Genomic DNA, 19699 nt, shown 5'->3' with positions numbered 1-19699 from the left:
AAAAATGTTAAAATTTAATCTGTAATGTGGTATACCAATTTCTTGGTGATGAAGGAATAATTCCAGGTCCAGGATAACCAGTAGCTCTGCGCGTAAAATATGCGTTATCTAAAACATTATTTATTCCTGTTTCTAGTTTGAAATTTTTATAGCTGTAAGAAAGCGATACATCTAAAATATCGTACTCAGGAATTTCACCTACAACACCGCTTTCACTAGCTGTTACAGAGTTTGTAGCATCGGTAAACTGGCTTCCTAAATAACTATATTGAATATTAGCCAATAGGTTTTTATAACCACCGTTAAGTCCCATTTTTAAGTTTAAATCGGGAACAAACTCTACTTTATTTCCTTTAACACCTGCTTTTTCAGAATTGGTATATTCAGAATTAATAACTGATGTATTTATAAAATAATTAAGCTTAACATTATTATTTAAGTTGAAAATTTTCTTCAAATTAAAATCGAATAAAGATTCTACTCCATACATTACAGCATCTCCAATATTTCCACGTTCGTTTTTAATACTTCCATCGGTATCGACTATTGTAACAAAACCTATTCGTTTTTTATAGAACAGTCCAAAAACACCCAAATCGTAAGACACTATATTATTGAAATTTCCACGAATACCTAAATCGGTTGTAAACCCTTCTTCGTCGGTAATATCTGGACTAATTAAAAACGCAGGATTATCAATATTTATATCAGAAAATGTCACCGAACGATAATTTTGGGATACATTTCCATAAGCTTCAAAGTTTGTATTAGGCTTATAACTAAGCCCCAAGCCTAATAAAATAAACGAACGCTCAAAGTTTTGGTTATCTTCAACCGTTTCTTCAAAAATAACATTCCCAGCAGCATCGGTATTTATGTTTTTATAAAATCCTTCACTTTGGGTTTTTATATATTCAAACCTAAAACCTGGTGTTACCGAAAACTTATCGGATACATAAAAAATGTTTTCACCAAAAACAGAAACGTTTAAATTAGGTAAATCGAATTGAGATTGGTTTGGATAATTAGGATAATCATCGTTGGCAAAATCAAAATCTGGACCAATACCATCACTAGCCGGACCTTGTTCTTGATAGTTATCGGCTTTGTAAAATTTAGAACCAATTAAAAATGTAGCATCTTTATTAAACGCTTTGTATTTGGTAAGCAAACGCGACTCAAAACCAAAGTTTTTAAAATCACCTTTAATTAAATCGCGTTCTTGGTTAGAATCTACTTGACTCACTCGGTTGGTTCTAAAACCTAAAGCATCACGAGAAGCATTCAATCCAAAAAAGTTAAATGTAAAATTTGTTTTATCAGAAAATTTATGATCTAATTTCAGATTATAAAGCAACCAATCGACCTGAAACCAGTTTCGAGCACGGTTACTTTGGTACGGATCTTCGTTAAACATAGCATCCGCTAATCCGCCAGCTTGTTGGGCTAAATAACGCATATAGGTTACCTCGCCTGTTAACTTTGTTTTTTCGTTAAATTTATACCCTAAATGAGCGAATACATTTTTAGACTCAAACTCGGAATTTGGACGAAATCCATCGCCTTTCTTATAGTTGAAATAACTATAATAACTCCATTTGTTTTTGGTACCGCTAACACTTGTGAAATTGGTATACAACCCATAACTCCCCAAAGTATTTCTCGTAATCACTTCTAGTGGCTTATTGCGGTTTGGTTCTTTCATTTTAAAATTAATTAAGCCTCCAAACTGCGTTCCGTATTGTAATGAAGCCGCACCTCGAATCACCTGAATTTCTGACAAACCCTCTGAGGCCGGTGTGTAATAACTTTCTGGATAACCTAAAACATCAGCACTAATATCGTAACCATTTTGTCTGGTATTAAAGTTGGCTGTACGGTTTGGGTCTAAACCACGACCACCAATATTTAACTGCAATCCAGCATCGTCATTCTGGTAAATATTTAAACCTGCTACTTGACTATAAATTTGTCTAGCATTATTAGATGCTAAATTCGCCATAGACTGCTCTACCAATACCACTTCCGTTTTTTTACCGGCATAGATAGCAGTACCCTCAACATCATTTAAACGTTTTAATTCGAAAATGCGTTGCTTACGTGCTGTAATTTCAACTTCAGATAAATTCTGAGTTAAATCTTTTAAAGTAATATTTAAGATTGAAGCGTTTTCGGTTTGAATGGTAACTTCTTCCACTGCATATTCAAAAGAGAAAAACACCAAGGTTAATTCTTTTTTAGCAGTTTCAAACTTGAAAAACCCAGAATTATCAGTAGTTGCAAGAACTCCCGATGTTTTATCGTAAACTTTTACATCGGCCACTGGTGTATTTGTTTTTGAAAAAGTAACCGTTCCTGAAACGTTGTGCTGTGCAAAACCTAACGCACTAATTAAAAGTGCTAGTATAATTTTAAAGTCCTTTAATGTCATCCTTAAATGGTAAAATCCAATGTTTTGGTTTAAATGATTCTTTTTCCGCGTACAAATCTACGGTTTTATTGATATATGGAGCACTTAATCTGCCGTTTAATGCGACGTAGCTTTCAACAAAAACCTGAACATTTTTGTGTCCTTGCTCTGTAAAGTGATCGCCTAAATAATGTGCGTATTCCAGAATAAAATCCGGTTGAAAACTCATTTGTTTTTCCTGAAAAGGGGTTAAAAAATCTTTATTGTTTACGTAAAAAAAGCGTCCTGTATCGGCATCTACAATCTTAAACGTTGCAATACCCATTTTTTCCATAAGCATAACGCGCCATGAAAAACGATACCCTTCTTCGGTCCAAAACAACTCGTTTGGGTATACTAAATAACGAAAAGGAAACACCAATTGAATAGTAAAAAACAGCACAAACAATGGAATAATTAATGGTTTACGCTTAAGCTGAAATTGAGAATAAACACTTAATTTACTCGCTCTTAATGTCGATTTTCGGAGAGATAACGCGTTTAATAGGCGTTTTAAAAGCCTTATAATATTCTGATGAAAACTAGCATCGAAAAATATTAAAGTTGACACAATCATGATAAACGGGAACATACCAATAGGAAATAAAACCCGAGTAAACACATGAAAAACAACTACCAAAATAAAGGCAAACCAGCGTGTTTTTTTGTACAATAATAAAAACGGAATACATAAATCGTAAAGCATACCACTCCAGCTCATCGCGAAATGAAACCAATTTTGCTGCATGAGGTTTTCGCCAATAAGCGGTAAATCGTGTTTTGAAGGCAACCAAATTTTTAAAGGCATGGCTTTAAATAACCAATCGCTATTAAGCTTTGCCAAACCTGCATAAAAATAAACAATACCTAATAGAAGTTTTATGCTATCAATAGTCCAATTTGGTATGCTTTGATATGTTTTTCTTCGGAATATATTATCTACAGAAAAATGCGCATTAGCAGGAAGAAAAATCATTATAAAACTCAATAAAGTAATAAAATAGTAATGATTTAAATACGTGGTTTTATCCATTAATTCAATGTAAGTAAAGCTTAAAAAGAATGTAATAATGGCTATTCTATATTTAAAACCCAAAGCCACAAAAATGGCTGCGATACCGCAAATTGCAAACAACACATAGGTATAAACGCCTAGTGGTTTTATAAATTCAAATCCGAAATACGTAAAGTGAAACTTGGGTTGTATATACAGTAAATCGATCCAATCGTTATACCAAAACCGCACAATACTTAAGCACATCATGATACCAAAGAAAACACGAAACACAGCCAATGGGGCTGCGCTTGTAGTTTTATTTAGATATGTGCTTATGTTCAATTTCATTAAAAAGTATGCCTTTTGAATTTAGTGATACGCAAAAAAGGTTGTCTTTTTTAATAGACAACCTTTTTAGTAATGTTTATATGTTTTTAATCGCCGTCGTTATCTATATAACCAGCATCGAGACCTATTTGTAAAGCTCCCATCATATCAACTTTAAATAGAACAACCGCTCTTTGTAAATCATCGTAAGCTAAAGTCATTTTTGTATTATCAGTTTCAATTTGATCAGAAAAACTATCGTCTAAAACTTTAATTTTACTACGAGATAAATCTAATTGACTATTTATTAAAGAAGCCAGATCATCTCCATCCTCATCTACATTTAGATAATCTAAATAAGATTTTAAACTATTATCGGAAGTTGAGTTATTATAACCTGTTCCGTTGAAAGTATCTTGAACTGCTTTAAGAGCTTCTAAAGCCAAAACCATAGAAAATTCTTGACTGTAATATCCTTCTACTTTATCTGGGAACAAATTACCTCCTGAAAATATTCCGGCAGGAATACCAATTTTTCTTGAGCGTAAACCACTTTCATAATAATTTACATAATCGTTTACAAACTTATTTAAAGAACTCGTTACTGTATTGGATGTCGAGCTAACAAAAGTTGCACGGTAGCTAGAAGTCCAATCTGTTAAAACTGTTTCGGTTAAGCTTTCCATTTGGTTTACTAAATCTGATAAATAAGCTTTATACTTATCATCTTCATATTTAGTTAAAATAGCAGCATCACTATCTGCAACACCGTAAAGCATATAATCTACAGCAGGGAAACCAACGGCATCGTTATTATTAACGTGCGTTAAATCGGCATTTCCAGCAGAAATATTAGCTTCAACATCTGTTGTAGAAACCGGATAGATATTCATTTGAAAACTATAGGTTAACTCTTCAGCTTTACCAATATTGAACATTTCAACATGTTGCCAAACTTTATAAGCTTCTAACCAAGATGCTCTTAAGTTATCTAAATTAGTTTGATTTGCATCCGCTATAAAAGCATCTTTATCTGCCGTTAAAGTTTCTAATTTAGTAGATAAATCTTGATACGCAGGAATAATGATATTATCTGCCAAATTGGTTAATAAGGCGCCTCTATCAAAATTATCGGGACTTACCGATGGACTATCATCTGATGATGATGAGCTACATGCCACTATAAATGTTAAGGCTATTACTGCTAAAAAAATATTTTTAATCATACTACATATTGTTTTAATTCTAAAAGGGCTTCTAAAAACTAAAGTTCTTAGTTAGATGCTTCTTCTGTTGTGAAACCAAATTTAGCAGAAATCTCATCTGAAATTTCATCTAAAGTATTAGTCGTAACATCCCAGAAACCATTACCTTCCATAAGCTCTGCTAAATAAGCATCTACTTCTGTTTTTGTTAAATAAGGTAAACTTGAATTTGGTTGTCTTGTAAATTGAAGGCTATAAATAAATCCGTAAGCCTCAGATAAACCATGAAATGCAGATGCATTATCTACACCTAAATTATTTTTTCCAGATTGTAAATAGTATACCGCTCTAACTGCTGGTATTACTGAAATATTTTCTTTAATAATCTCTGCTTGAGTATCACGAACTGTATAGTTGTTAGCAACAATTGCAGCACGACCTAATATAAAAGCATTGTATATTTTAGAAGCTATACCTGCAAAATCTTCGTCTGCTTCAACACGATCTAAATATTCACTTAAAAACTGATCTACATCTAAAACAGGATTAGCAGCATCTGCTTCGCTACCGTATAAATATCCAAAAGCTTCATCCCATTTATGTTCCATAGAAGTGTATGTTTTACCTTCTTCTAAAACCACACTATCATTATCTGCAATATTTGTACCTGCATCTAAAACTGCAGGGCTTAAATAGTTGTTAAGGATTTGATCGATCATTAATCCACCAATTAAACCTTTAGCAAAAGCTTGATTATATTCTAATCCGTTTTCGTTTAAGTAACGTGTTGTACCACCACCAGCTTGTTGTAAAGCCCCAGCTACTCCTGCAGATGCCGTAAAACTCCAGTTAGGAAAAACATCATCAACTTGAGAAGCAATCCATCCGTCAAAATCAGCTTTAATTTCGTTAGCTTCTGTAGTGTTTGCTGAGAAAAAATCTGTTGAAGCAGCTACTTTACTACGTACACTTTTATCTGATGCGTTTAAATCTGCATCACTAAAATCACTTGCTCCTTCTATATGAGCAAACATAGCATCTAAAACTTCTACTGTATTTGTTTCAACTTTTAATCCAGAAACTAATTCTTCTGCCATTAAAATTCTTGTGGTTTGTCCGCTATAACTTACCGACGAATTCCCATCTCTTAAAAAGGTATATGTTGTTGGTGCTTCTACTTGAGAGCTTCCATCTCCATCATCATCACTTGAACAAGATTGAAATAATGCCGATGCTACAAAAAGACTGAATATTATTTTTTTCATTATAAGTTATTGTTTTATTTAGACTTATTACAAATAATTTTTAATTTGAAGTTGCAAATATAAAACACATAATAACTTTAGCAAAGTTTATTTAGAACAAATTAAAATAAAGGAGGAAATGATTTTGGAAAAACACCTATTAACCTATGTATAACGTAACTTGACAAAGATTAAACTAATTTTAAAAAATGCTCTAATTTCTATGAAATCAGCAATAATTCGCATAATACATAGCCCATTTTAAAAGGTAACTCTTAAAATTACTTGCACTATTTGAAATATGAAAAACAGAATTAATGATAAATTTTAAAGATTTTTGAAGCTTCATTGTAAGCACTCTCAAAACTAATCGCATTTAAAGGATTGTTTTTTTCTGAAGTAAAATAGGAAAGTAATTTCTCAGTTGGCATATTTCCTGTCAGCTCGTCTTTTGCCATCGGGCAACCACCAAAACCTTGTATAGCACCATCGAAACGAAAACATCCCGCTTTATAAGCGGCATCTACCTTTTCAAACCAACTGGTTGGCGTGGTATGTAAATGTGCTCCAAACTCAATTTCTGGATATTTAGGAATTAAATGTGAAAACAAGTAGTTAATACTTTCCGGATTTGATGTACCAACGGTATCGCTCAATGACAATATTTTAACACCCATATTGGCCAGTTTTTCGGTCCACTCACCTACTATATCCACATTCCAAGGATCTCCATAAGGATTTCCAAAACCCATAGAAATATAAACAACAACCTCTTTACCTGCTTTATCTGCATGTTCTAAAATTTCAGAAAGTGTAACCACAGATTCCGCAATAGTTTTATGCGTATTTCGCATTTGAAAATTCTCAGAAATAGAAAATGGGTAACCCAAATAATCGATAACTTCATGTTTGCAAGCATCTTCAGCGCCTCTTGTATTGGCAATAATAGCAAGTAATTTACTTGTTGTTTTACTTAAATCTAATTGTGATAACACCTCTGAAGTATCTACCATTTGTGGAATGGCTTTGGGCGACACAAAACTCCCCACATCAATAGTATCAAAACCTACACGTAATAAAGACTGAATGTATTGCACCTTTTTTTCCGTTGGAATAAAAGCTCTTATACCTTGCATAGCATCACGAGGGCACTCAATAATTTTTACGGGTTTTTGCATAAACAATTAAAAATATAGTTGTTAAAAATACTATTATTTTTCTAAAAGAAAATAGATATAAACTGATGTTTTTAGTTACGCTAGAGTTTATATCAAGAATTTTAAGTTTTAAACCGAATAAACGGACTTATTTGCATTAATTATTTGAAAAAAACAGCCGTTGAATCCCAACAAACAAAGGATAACTAATAAAAAATAGTGCTTTTAATCCTGAAAAAAGAGCACTTTATACTATTACCGAGTATATCTTTCTCTACAACGTTTTTATTCTTAATCCTTTAAAAGAAAATATACATTTGATAAAATATTTGCCCCAAAATGAATGTTTTCTCAAAAAATACTAATCTTTTTATTACTTCGCTAGCTCTTTTGTTAATTAGCTGCATTAGCTATGGCCAAAATGAATTAGCACAAGTATGTCAAACAACTAGCTCTGAGGTTTCTTTGAACTATTTTAAAAAACATGCTGAAGAATTAGAAATAGCTAAAAAAGCTTTTACTCAGAACCGATCTACAAATTCTAAAGGAGATGTTCAATCAATACAAGATATTCCAATAAAAATTCATGTTTTAAGATATTCTAATGGTACTGGTGGTCTTAACACCGCTGAGTTAGAAAACACATTTGAAAACTTAAATAATATTTTTAAAGCTATTAATATAAACTTCTCAATATATGAAGATATCGATTTTATTGACGATAACGATTTAATGAACTTTTCAAAAGGAGATGAAAAAACACTAGAAATCGACCATTATACTTCTGGTATTTTAAATATCTATTTTGCTCAATATTTAACAAACGCATCTAAATCTTCAATTTGTGGTTATAGTGAAAACGGCGACAATAAAGATATTGTTGTTGTAAAAAATAACTGTTCTATAAACGATTCTACTTTAATACACGAAATTGGGCATATCTTTTCTCTTGTGCACACGCATGGTATTGATAACTCGCAACTAACAACAGAATTAGTAGACGGCAGTAACTGCGATACTGATGGTGATGGTATTTGCGATACACCTGCAGATCCAGGATTATCTTATCAAAACGTTGATTCCTTTTGTAATTATACAGGAAATGCTACCGATGCAAATGGAGATCAATTCACTCCAGATACAGGTAACATTATGTCTTACTCTTTGAAAGCATGTAGAACTCATTTTTCTGCAGAACAAATTATTCGTATGTATACTTATTTTACATTAGAGATAAACAGATTTACCCAACCCGGAGTTATTCCTGAAATTGTTATAGAAGAAGAGGAATTTGATAAAGAAAGTTTAACGGCAGTAAAGCTTTTCCCTAATCCGGTGCAGAATGGTAATATTTATCTATCGTCTAATGATATAGATACATCAATAAGTTTTAGAATTATTAACCCTCAAGGCCAAGCCTTAGCAAATGGTTATGTTCAAAACAATGAAATTAATGTGAACAACTTACCGGCTGGAAGTTATATTTTACAACTCCAAAATGGAAGTTCTAACGTTACAAGAAGATTTATAAAATAGCTACTTTCTATTATTAAGAATTGCCTTATTGATTTGTTTCACCAAACTAGGACCTTCATAAATAAAGCCTGTATAAATTTGAACCAAATCTGCTCCTGCATCGATTTTTTCTAATGCATCTTTAGCTGAATGTACACCTCCAACACCAATAATAGGAAAGGCTTTATTACTCTTTTCAGATAAATATTTAATAACCGCTGTACTTTTTTCCTTTACCGGCCGACCGCTTAAACCTCCATTACCAATACTTTCTAAACGTTCCTTAGAAGCCTTTAAACCACTTCTATACATTGAAGTATTACTTGCAATTACACCGTCTAGCTTTGTATCTCTAACCAATTCTATAATTTCGTCTAGTTGTGCATGATTTAAATCTGGAGCAATTTTTAAAAGGATAGGTTTTTGAGTTTCAAAAGTTGCATTTGCATTTTGTACTGCCCCAATCAATTCTTCTAAATAATCTTTATCGTTTAATTTAGCGTGCGATCCTACATTCGGGCAACTCACATTCAACACAAAATAATCTACATAAGGATGCAATGCGTTAAAACATTCCAAGTAATCTTTAGTATAATCTTCTGGTTTTGTTTGGGTATTTTTCCCAATATTACCACCAATAATTAATTTACCTTTATTCTTTTTAAGTTGTTCAATAGCCGCCTGTAAACCTTCATTATTAAAACCCATCCGGTTAATAATTCCTTGATCATCCTTTAAACGGAATAAACGCTTTTTAGGGTTTCCCTCTTGCGCTTTTGGAGTTACTGTACCTATTTCTATAAAACCGAATCCAAAATTTGCTAATTCATTATACAGAACAGCATTTTTATCAAAACCTGCCGCTAATCCTACTGGGTTTTTAAAAGTTAATCCGAATAATTTTCGTTCCAATTTAACATCTTCTAAAACATATAAACTTCTATATATAGATTTAAAACCAGGGATTTTAGAAGTGAATTTTACTAATGAAAAGGTGAAATGGTGAATTTTTTCAGGATCGAAAGAAAAAAATATCGGGCGTAGTAATTGTTTGTACATCAGGATTATTTGTGCAAAAATAGGTCTAATTAAAAAATTGAACAATTCTAAAGACTGAAAAATTTAAATATGTTCATCACGCCTAACCCAATTCCAACTTCATAAACTAGTAAAAATAGTAACACTAACAAGGTTTTGAATAGAAATTAGAATAATTCATACAATTTATATCGCATCATTTTTGCTCAAAACTTTCGTGCATTGATTACTAAAATTCGTACTTTTGAAGTATTAAAATAAGAGCATTTTTTTCTTCAAATACAATAAAAATTTTCTAAAATGATTTCAAAAGAACACATCATAAAACGCTTTGTAGGTTACGTAACTGTTGATACCGAATCTGATCCAGCATCGGAAACTACGCCAAGCACAGAAAAGCAATGGGATTTAGCTAACAAACTTGCCGAAGAACTTAAGCAAATTGGTTTACAAGATGTTACTATTGACGAGAACGCATATATCATGGCAACCTTGCCAAGTAATGTTGATCACGACGTGCCAACTATTGGATTTATTTCTCATTTTGATACATCTCCAGATTTTACAGGAAAGGATGTAAAACCTCAAATTATTGAAAATTACGATGGAAAAGATATTGTTTTAAATAAAGAGCAAGATATTATTCTTTCTCCCGATTATTTTGAAGATTTACTTCAATATAAAGGTCAAACATTAATTACTACAGACGGAACCACACTTTTAGGCGCTGATGATAAAGCTGGAATTTGCGAAATTGTTTCGGCTATGGAATATTTAGTGAATCATCCAGAAATTAAACACGGAAAAATTCGCGTTGGTTTCACTCCAGATGAAGAAATAGGAAGAGGTGCTCATAAATTTGATGTTGAAAAATTTGGAGCCGAATGGGCATATACCATGGACGGTAGCCAGATTGGGGAATTAGAATATGAAAACTTTAATGCTGCTGGTGCCGTTGTAAAAATTAAGGGTAAAATTGTGCATCCAGGTTATGCTAAAGGCAAAATGATAAACTCTATGTACATTGCTACTGAATTCATCAATTCTTTGCCACGCATGGAAACTCCAGAACACACAACAGGTTACCAAGGTTTTTTCCATTTACATAATATGGAAGGTGATGTTGAAGAAACCACTTTAAAATATATAATTCGAGACCACAACAGCAATCATTTTGAAGCTAGAAAAGAAGTGATGCAAAAGTTAACCGCTGAATTAAATTCACAATACGGAAACGAAGTGATTACTACCGAAATTAAAGATCAGTATTTTAATATGCGTGAAAAAATTGAACCTGTAATGCATATTGTTGATATTGCCGAAAAAGCGATGAAAGCTTTAGATATAGAACCTCTAATTAAAGCTATTCGTGGAGGAACAGATGGCTCACAATTGAGCTATATGGGTTTACCTTGTCCGAATATTTTTGCTGGCGGACATAACTTTCACGGACGCTACGAGTATGTTCCTGTTGAAAGTATTATTAAAGCGACTGAAGTAATTTGTAAAATTGCAGAGATTACAGCTGAGAAAAAATAAATGAGTCTCATTAATATTTGAGAGCAATAAAAAATAAGGTTCGTAATTCTTCTAAATGAAATATTTCTCATTAAAGGAATTACGAACTTTTCTATTTAAGAACCTTAAACTATCACGATGCTTTGGTATTTCTAAAACACACAAAACTAAAGCAAACCTCTTGCTTTTATTTCGAGATACTTATTTATGGTATCAATTGTTAAGTTTTCGGGAGTTGTTAGAATAGAATAAATACCATACTTCTTCAATTCATTAACAATTAGTCGTTTTTCAAAAGCAAATTTTTCAGCAATCACTTTATCATAAGCTTGCTGAACAGTTTCAGCCTTATCCGAAATTAAACCATCCAATTCTGTATTCTTAAAAAAAATAACCACCAATAAATGGCTTTTAGCAATCCCTTTTAAATAAGGCAACTGGCGATGTAAACCATCTAAGGTTTCAAAATTGGTGTATAATAAAACAAGACTTCTTTGTGTTATATTTCTTTTTACATCGGCATATAATCGTCCAAAATCACTTTCATAAAAATCTGTATTAACATTATAAAGCGCTTCTAAAATCAAATTCATTTGCGACGTTCTGCGCTCTGCTACTACTCTATTTTCAACTTTCTTAGAAAACGCAAAAATCCCTGCTTTATCTTGTTTTTTTAAAGCAACATTCGATATTACTAACGAAGCATTTATGGCATAATCAAGTAATGTTAATCCATCGAATGGCATTTTCATAACGCGCCCTTTATCTATTACAGAATATACGGGTTGAGATTTTTCGTCTTGAAATTGATTTACCATTAATTGATTTTTCTTAGCTGTCGCTTTCCAATTTATAGTCCGTAAATCATCTCCTAAAACATAATCTTTAATTTGTTCGAATTCCATGGTATGCCCAAGTTTTCTAACTTTTTTAATACCATATTGTAATAAATTATTACTTATAGCAAGCAGGTTATATTTTCTTAATTGAATAAAACTAGGATACGTTGGTATCATCACATCATCATCAAACCAAAAACGTCTAGAAATTAACCCAAAAACAGAAGACACATAAATATTAAGTTTCCCGAATTGATATTCGCCACGCTCTGTTGGGCGTAGTTCATACTCCAATTCCGTTAAGCTGGAAGCATCTAATTTTCTATCAATTTTAAAATCACGAACTTGAAACTGTATGGGGATTTCATCAATAATTTGAATATAAACAGGAAATGTATAGAAATTTTCAACTGAAATACCTATTGGATTTTGATCACCATTTGAGAATTTCTCAGGCAACTTCCTAGTTCCTTTTATTCCCTTTTTAGCTACAAACAGTAATATAGTATCCAAAATAGTTAGCGCAAAAAGCCCTAGTAATAACAGCTTTACCAAATTAAACAATCTCGGCTCTAAAAAGCTTAAAACAAACAAAACCATGATAGCTAAGCATGCGTAGAAAAATCTATTTTGTATGTAAAAAGGTTTAATGCGTTTCAATGTTTTTGTTATTGATTTATAGATATTCGTTGTTAGTTACTGGATATTGCTTGCTTTTTTTACTGAATACTGAGTACCAAATACTTATTCACTGCAAATTAAATACTTAAAAACCTCTACCTAGGAATCTCTACAGCTTCTATAATTTGTTTAATAATCTGTTTCGATGTTACACCTTCCATTTCGCGTTCTGGAGTTACAATAACACGGTGTTGCAACACAGGAATAGCTGCTTGCTTAATATCTTCTGGTGTCACAAAATCACGTCCGTTCATGGCTGCAAAGGCTTTACTGGCTTTTAAAATTGCAATTGATGCACGTGGTGAAGCTCCTAAATATAAAAACGGATTGCTTCGTGTATTCACAATAATATCGGCTATGTATTTTACCAAATGTGTTTCGATTATAATTTGACTAACCAAAACTTGAAATTTAGAAATATCAGCTTTACTTAAATGGGCTGTAATTTTATCGGTCTTCGATCCACCTTGTAAGGCTTGCTCTCTGTTTATAATTTCTATTTCTTCTTCTAAATTTGGATAATCGATATCGATTTTAAAAAGAAAGCGGTCTAACTGTGCTTCGGGTAAACGGTAAGTCCCTTCCTGCTCTATAGGGTTTTGTGTAGCTAAAACAATAAATGGTAAATCCATAATGAATTTATTTCCATCGATGGTAATTTGACGTTCTTCCATCACCTCGAATAAAGCGGCTTGCGTTTTTGCTGGTGCACGATTTATTTCATCTATTAAAATCATATTAGAGAAAATAGGTCCTTTTTTAAATTGAAATTCCGAAGATTTCATATCGAAAATCGATGTTCCCAAAATATCACTTGGCATTAAATCTGGTGTAAATTGAATACGACTAAAGCCAACATCTAAAGATTTAGCTAACAACTTAGCCGAAATAGTTTTTGCAACACCAGGTACACCTTCTATTAAAGAATGTCCGTTTGCAAGAATGGATGCAATAAGCATATCTATCATTCCTTTTTGCCCTACAATAACTTTACCTATTTCGTCCTTGATAAGTGCAATACCTCGTTGCAATTCGCTTAAATCGATACGGTTTTTAAAATCCAAATTAGATTCGGGTGCAGCTTCATTCCCCGAAAGGGTATTTTCAAAATCTTGCTGCTGGTTTCCTAAATCTAAATTATCATTGTTTGGCGTGATGTTTTCGTCCATAATTATTTATTATAAAAAGCTTCAATAGCTTTGTTTAACCTTAACAAATCGGCCTCTTCTAAATGTCGTTTGGCTTTCAATTGTAAAATTAAATTAATTAATCGTTTTATAGTATCTTGTTTCTTATTCGATTTCAGACTTAAATTCTTAATAAATTTTTCGTCTAGAAGCTGCGTATCTAAAAAATACTCACGCCTTAAATATTCTAAAAAGTATGTGATTTTTTTATCAATAATAGTGTCGTGTTCCTTAGTTTCATAATACAAATTACCAATCGTTTTTGTAAAAGCAACTGTTGTATTTTCGTTCGGTTTTATAGTCTTTACAATACGCTGACGACGCTTAGCATTAAAAATCATAAAGCAAATTAATGTGAATATTGCCAAAAACCACGCCCAACGCAACGCAGGAGTTTTTAGAATAAAACGTAATGGGGAGCTCCCTAAATCTTTACCAATTTTGTTTACAGAATCGAAATGAATAGTATCGTTAGAAACATAAGAAAGTGCAGCTTCGGCATATTTTTTATTATCCTTTTTTAACAAATGATAATTGGTAAACACGATTGGCTGAAGATGCAAATAGAAATTACCCGCACCGTATTCAACCTTTACATAATTTATATGCTGAATAGAATCGAATTTTTGATAGCCTAAAACCGTAGTTGAAACAGAATCTAACTCCTTAAAGTAATAATTCCCTAAACCCTTTTCGATGTTAATAGAATCGTTTTTAAACTCGCTATTTGCAAAACTTAAATTAGCTTTTCCTTTAAAATTATAATCACTTTCTACATCGACGCCTAATGAGTCTTGAATATTTTGAGATGGAAAATGCGAGGACATAAACACATCATTTCCGTGTGCTGCAAAATCTAATAATTCTTGTGCCGATACATCATCAAGGCCACCATAATTATTAATAACCATATAAGTTCCGCTTGTTTCATATATGCTATCTTGAAAATTATAAAGTGCATCGAAATACTCGTAAGGTGTCGTTTTTATAGTTTTTACAATACTTTCGGGAAATAAATTTTTAAGCTGATCGTAAAAAATAAATGTACCGTATGGTATTTTATGAGTTTCATTAAACGTTCGGTCCCAATTAATTGGCTTTTCCCTAGAAAACTCAATGGCTGTTGCTCCTGCAAAAAGAAGGATGAGCAAAACTATATATATTTTTACCGTTTTGTTCATGCTTTTATCGATTTTAAAAATTGAATAAAAGCATCTTTAGCTTTGTTGAACTCGTTTTCATTAACGTCAAACTCGCCATACCAAATATAATTGTACAAATATGATGTATATGAAAAACCATCTTTTAAAGACTTTGTAGATATTTCATTTTGATAATCGCTGTTTGTTTTTTCAACATCGTATTCAATAATTTCAGCATTAGTTAAATCCTTTAAAAGCCACAAATAGTAATATCGAATTGCTAATCTGTAATTATGTTCTGCTTCCGCGGAAGCGATAAGGGTTTTAAAATCTGTAGCATGAATATTGGCTTCAATATCGCTAACAGGGATAATGTTTTTATCGGAACCTTTCCCGAAAACCCATTTACCTTCACTATTCATGACTGCTTTAAAAATGAAGAAAATCACTAATAGTATAACTACAACAGCTCCTATTTTAAGGGCAATATCGGTAAATGCAGACGATTGCTTTTCGCCTTTCATTTTAAAGAAATCTCTAAGAAACTCACTCAACCATTGTTTAAATCGTGTCCACCAGCCAGAACTTTCAACCGTACGATCGTAAACATAATCTTCACCTGTATAAAGAGTTTTTAAATTTTCGAAATGTCGTTTTTCAACAGATGCTGTATCAATTTGCAAACTATCCTGTTCTACTAAAACCGTCTCAAAAGTTCTGATGCTCTTGGCCGAAATAGTTTCAGAATAAAAAAACAGTCCGAATACTAACAAAACGATATGTAAATATTGCTTTCTACTCACCCGAACCAATTTGATCTATAACACTTTTGGTGTTTATGTTCTCTTTTTCTTCTTTCAAACTATAAAAAACAACACCTTGATTAAGTTGCACAACATTTCCTAAAATAGCACTCACAAAAAAGGTTAGAAAGAAGACGATAAGCATAACAACCGTCATGGTTGCTCCAACATCTTGCGCATTAGCACTTCCGTCTTGAACGGTAGTAAACATACTTGCCATTCCAAAAAAATAAGGAATAATGGAGATTATATTTTGGATTATGTAAATTATTAAATAAAACAAACCAACGCTACCAACGGCCGCCCAAAACTTAGATTTTAATAAATCCCATGAATAAGCAAAACAATCCCAAATACCTTTATCACCTTCTAAATACTCCATTAAAGCCATGCCATAAAATAGCATGAAAGCACCAACTAAAAGAGGAATTGCCATAATACCTATAATGGTAATTGTTAAAACGAAGGCTCCAATTACAAATAAGATTAACATGGGTATTGAAATGGCTATACAGCAAAGAATAAAAATAAATAATTTACTAATATTGCTTTTATAACTACGCAAAATATCTCGTGTTTCAAAATTTGTTCCTCCCTTGTGGTTATATAATTTCAAATAAATAAACGGAAAAGCGTAAGATACAATACCTGCAACCATAGCAACTATTAAGAATATCGCTAAAATGGCTAAAAACAAAACGAAATTATCGTTCATATAATCATCTAAAGCCGTGGTACTTTTGTTGTTTAAAATATTTCCAAAAATAAAATCGGTATAAAATTTTGTAAAGAAATAGCCTAAAACTGCCAAAACCAACAAAAAGATACCGTTTACAATAAAATATTCTCTAAAAAAATGTTTCCCGTTTTGTTTAATAAACGAAAAAGTATCTTGAAAAAACTCGCTAAAACCTCGTGATCTATATAATTCCATGTGCTTTTCTAAATTTTTTATTCAAAATAAATGGGTAAATTAAATAGTAAAAAGAAATAATACTTAGTGTAATTAAAATAATACCAACCGATAACCAATTGGGCATTATATTAGAATATCGTGTTACAAAACCTTCTAGAAATCCAGCTGCAATAGTAAACGGAAAGGTGCTAATTAAAATTTTGACCCCATCCTTCATACCCATTTTAAAGCTCGTAACTCTAGAATATGTTTTTGGAAATAAAATACTTGCTCCTAAAATTAAACCAGCTGCACCTTCTATAACAATGGCAAAAATTTCCATAGCGCCATGAATCCAAATACCACGAACACTTTCCCATAATACGCCATGCTTTTGAAACATAAACTGAAAAGCCCCCAACATAATACCGTTGCTTAGCAATATATATCCCGTGCCAATACCTCCAAAAACACCAAATATAAAAGACTTAATACCTACATATAAATTATTGAGCGTAATGCCAATAAAACTTCCCCAGTTACTACCGCTTTTGTAAACAGCCACAGGATCGCCTTTTTCAATATTTTCGAGAGTCATATTTACATAATGATCGCCTAAAATGAGGCGCACAAAAGAATCATCAAAAGCAGCAGATAATGCTCCAATACCCACAAAAGTTAAAAAGATTGCGAAGGCATAAAGCACATATCGCCTATTTTCGTAAACAATTAAAGGCACTTCAACCTTCCAAAACTGTACGAATCTATTGGTGTCTTCGCGTTTTGTTTTATAAATTTTCTGAAAAGCTTTGGCTGCTAAGTTGTTTAAATAAAGAATTGTTTTACTTTTGGGATAATAGGTTTGAGCGTAAGATAGATCGTTTACCAAATGAATATAAAGAGATGCTAATTCATCTGGGTTCTTTAAAGTTTTTCCAAAAATAGCTTTTTCAAAATCCAGCCACTTTTCTTTGTTTTGTTTGATAAATGCAACTTCTCTCATTGTTAACCAAATTAAAACAATTCATGGTAGAGTTACAAATAAATACCACACAAAATGTTAATATAAATTTTACAGCTGCCAGCGTTGGTGAGCGCATCTTGGCATATGGTATCGATTGGATTATAAAAATAGCCTACATTATTGTAGTTTATCAACTCCTTTTTAATCTATTTAATGTCCCCGATTTAATTCAAGACATGGATAATTGGTCTAAAGGTGCCATTTACGTAACATGCTATTTACCAGTAATTTTGTACACTTTAGTTTTTGAAACTCTTCTCGACGGACAAACACTTGGCAAACGTATTTTAAAAATAAAAGTAGTAAAAATTGATGGTTACCAGGCAACACTGGCCGATTTTTTAATCCGTTGGTTTTTTCGCATTATCGATTTAAATATGCTCAGCGGTGTTGTAGCATTAATATCCATAATCTCGAGTAACAAAAACCAAAGATTGGGCGATATTACAGCAGGAACATCGGTTATCACACTTAGTAATAAGGTAAATATTAGCCATACCATACTCGAAAACTTATCCGACGATTATAAACCCACCTACCCGAACGTGATAAAATTATCGGATAATGATGCACGAATTATAAAAGAAACATTCACCACCGCAAAAGCATCTCATGATTATCCAACTTTAATAAAACTGCGTAAAAAACTTATTGAAGTAGTCGATATAAAAGAAGTGAAACAAAAAACCGACATGGAGTTTATAGATGTTATCATGAAAGATTATAATTATTATACTCAAAACATGTAGATTGATAATTTATTATAGGAGACTAGCAGTAAAAATCATTTATTTAAAGTCGAAAAATATCAAAATCAAACACCATTAAAGTTCTAAAATAGACTAATTTTGCAAACCTTTTTTGGCGTTACCACAAGGGTCGGGCTTTCGGCAGTCGCTTTTTTATGTTGCATAGGTGCAACAACACAAAAAGAGCTTCAACAATGCCTTAATCCCTAACGCGAAATTAGGCTTAACTTATAATTAGTAATTATGATATACATCATCGATATCTTAGGAGTTATTGCCTTTTCCATTTCTGGAGTATTAATTGCCATTAATAAAAAAATGGACTTATTTGGCATTTTAATTATTGCTTTCGTAACCGCTGTAGGTGGAGGTACACTTCGCGATTTACTTATTGGAAACACTCCAGTAACCTGGATGCAAAACATTACATATACCTATATTATTTTAGCGTCTTCAGTAGTGGCTATTATTCTTAGAACTAAAATTAATTATCTGCGTACATCTTTATTTTTATTCGATACTATTGGCATAAGTATTTACACTCTTGTTGGTATACAAAAAGGAATGGAAGCCGGACTTCACCCCTTTATTTGTATTTCATTAGGTACCATGACAGCTAGTTTTGGTGGAGTAATGCGTGATATTTTATGCAACGAAATTCCAGTGATTTTTAGAGAAGAAATTTATGCTACAGCCTGTATTTTAGGAGGCATTACTTATTTCGTTCTAAGTGAATTCCCTATTCAGGATAATTGGGTATTTGTTATTTCTGGTGTTGTGGTCGCAATAACAAGATTATTAGCTGTGAAATTCAAAATTTCATTGCCAAAAATTTATGCAAAAGGATAATTATTCTGATTTTTTTTTATTTGAAAACTAACTTTTATTAATGACCTAATACATTAAAAAAAAACTATTTTAATATAAAT

Annotated in this window: 16 protein-coding genes; 4 read left to right on the top strand and 12 right to left on the bottom strand. The window is 32.1% G+C overall.

The annotated features are described in order from the left end of the window. Positions 1 to 7: 7 nt before the first annotated feature. The 5 genes from M4I23_RS15030 to M4I23_RS15010 all read right to left on the bottom strand — a co-directional run bounded on the left by M4I23_RS15030 (position 8) and on the right by M4I23_RS15010 (position 7400). On the bottom strand, positions 8 to 2431 hold the full coding sequence (locus M4I23_RS15030; RefSeq protein ID WP_249754960.1) for a TonB-dependent receptor: 2424 nt from the start codon (positions 2429 to 2431) through the stop codon (positions 8 to 10). Beyond that, entirely contained in the window at positions 2412 to 3794 is a 1383-nt protein-coding gene (locus M4I23_RS15025) for an HTTM domain-containing protein (RefSeq protein WP_249754959.1), read from the bottom strand. The genes M4I23_RS15030 and M4I23_RS15025 overlap by 20 nt, the downstream gene beginning before the upstream one ends. 86 nt (positions 3795 to 3880) lie before the next feature. Next, positions 3881 to 4999, bottom strand: coding sequence for an imelysin family protein (locus M4I23_RS15020; RefSeq protein WP_249754958.1), 1119 nt, complete (start codon positions 4997 to 4999; stop codon positions 3881 to 3883). Between the two features lie 47 nt (positions 5000 to 5046). Continuing rightward, complete coding sequence (locus tag M4I23_RS15015) at positions 5047 to 6243, bottom strand: DUF4856 domain-containing protein (protein WP_249754957.1); 1197 nt, start codon at positions 6241 to 6243, stop codon at positions 5047 to 5049. 293 nt (positions 6244 to 6536) lie between these two features. Beyond that, positions 6537 to 7400, bottom strand: coding sequence for a hydroxymethylglutaryl-CoA lyase (locus M4I23_RS15010; protein ID WP_249754956.1), 864 nt, complete (start codon positions 7398 to 7400; stop codon positions 6537 to 6539). A gap of 318 nt (positions 7401 to 7718) precedes the next feature. On the opposite strand from M4I23_RS15010, the gene M4I23_RS15005 reads away from it, so the two are divergent. Next, positions 7719 to 8915, top strand: coding sequence for a zinc-dependent metalloprotease (locus M4I23_RS15005; protein WP_249754955.1), 1197 nt, complete (start codon positions 7719 to 7721; stop codon positions 8913 to 8915). Here the strand turns inward: M4I23_RS15005 and M4I23_RS15000 are convergent, their stop codons facing one another. Then, the gene (locus tag M4I23_RS15000) at positions 8916 to 9953 is read right to left on the bottom strand and encodes a quinone-dependent dihydroorotate dehydrogenase (RefSeq protein ID WP_249754954.1); all 1038 of its coding nucleotides are present in this window, start codon (positions 9951 to 9953) and stop codon (positions 8916 to 8918) included. Positions 9954 to 10232: 279 nt separating this feature from the next. Between M4I23_RS15000 and pepT the strand changes: the two genes are divergently transcribed. Continuing rightward, positions 10233 to 11471, top strand: a complete 1239-nt coding sequence (gene pepT / locus M4I23_RS14995) for a peptidase T (RefSeq protein WP_249754953.1) — start codon at positions 10233 to 10235, stop codon at positions 11469 to 11471. Positions 11472 to 11617: 146 nt separating this feature from the next. On the opposite strand, the gene M4I23_RS14990 is transcribed toward pepT, so the two are convergent. The 6 genes from M4I23_RS14990 to M4I23_RS14965 form a co-directional block, all read right to left on the bottom strand. After that, entirely contained in the window at positions 11618 to 12949 is a 1332-nt protein-coding gene (locus M4I23_RS14990; RefSeq protein ID WP_233267535.1) for a DUF58 domain-containing protein, read from the bottom strand. A gap of 116 nt (positions 12950 to 13065) precedes the next feature. After that, entirely contained in the window at positions 13066 to 14139 is a 1074-nt protein-coding gene (locus M4I23_RS14985) for a MoxR family ATPase (protein WP_249754952.1), read from the bottom strand. A 2-nt stretch (positions 14140 to 14141) separates the two neighbouring features. Further along, entirely contained in the window at positions 14142 to 15338 is a 1197-nt protein-coding gene (locus M4I23_RS14980; protein WP_249754951.1) for a DUF4350 domain-containing protein, read from the bottom strand. Further along, complete coding sequence (locus tag M4I23_RS14975; RefSeq protein WP_249754950.1) at positions 15335 to 16102, bottom strand: DUF4129 domain-containing protein; 768 nt, start codon at positions 16100 to 16102, stop codon at positions 15335 to 15337. Before M4I23_RS14975 ends, M4I23_RS14980 begins: the two co-directional genes overlap by 4 nt. Further along, positions 16095 to 17036, bottom strand: coding sequence for a hypothetical protein (locus M4I23_RS14970; protein ID WP_158848802.1), 942 nt, complete (start codon positions 17034 to 17036; stop codon positions 16095 to 16097). Before M4I23_RS14970 ends, M4I23_RS14975 begins: the two co-directional genes overlap by 8 nt. Further along, entirely contained in the window at positions 17023 to 18000 is a 978-nt protein-coding gene (locus tag M4I23_RS14965; protein ID WP_158848800.1) for a stage II sporulation protein M, read from the bottom strand. The genes M4I23_RS14970 and M4I23_RS14965 overlap by 14 nt, the downstream gene beginning before the upstream one ends. Before the next feature lie 23 nt (positions 18001 to 18023). Between M4I23_RS14965 and M4I23_RS14960 the strand changes: the two genes are divergently transcribed. After that, on the top strand, positions 18024 to 18770 hold the full coding sequence (locus M4I23_RS14960) for an RDD family protein (RefSeq protein ID WP_158848798.1): 747 nt from the start codon (positions 18024 to 18026) through the stop codon (positions 18768 to 18770). A 243-nt stretch (positions 18771 to 19013) separates the two neighbouring features. Further along, the gene (locus M4I23_RS14955) at positions 19014 to 19619 is read left to right on the top strand and encodes a trimeric intracellular cation channel family protein (RefSeq protein WP_158848795.1); all 606 of its coding nucleotides are present in this window, start codon (positions 19014 to 19016) and stop codon (positions 19617 to 19619) included. Positions 19620 to 19699 lie beyond the last annotated feature (80 nt).

This window comes from Algibacter sp. L4_22 (genome assembly GCF_023473045.1).
In the GTDB taxonomy this organism is placed as follows: Bacteria; Bacteroidota; Bacteroidia; order Flavobacteriales; family Flavobacteriaceae; genus Algibacter.
Note: the sequence above shows the minus strand (reverse complement) of the source record. Positions and strands in the feature narration are given on the sequence as shown.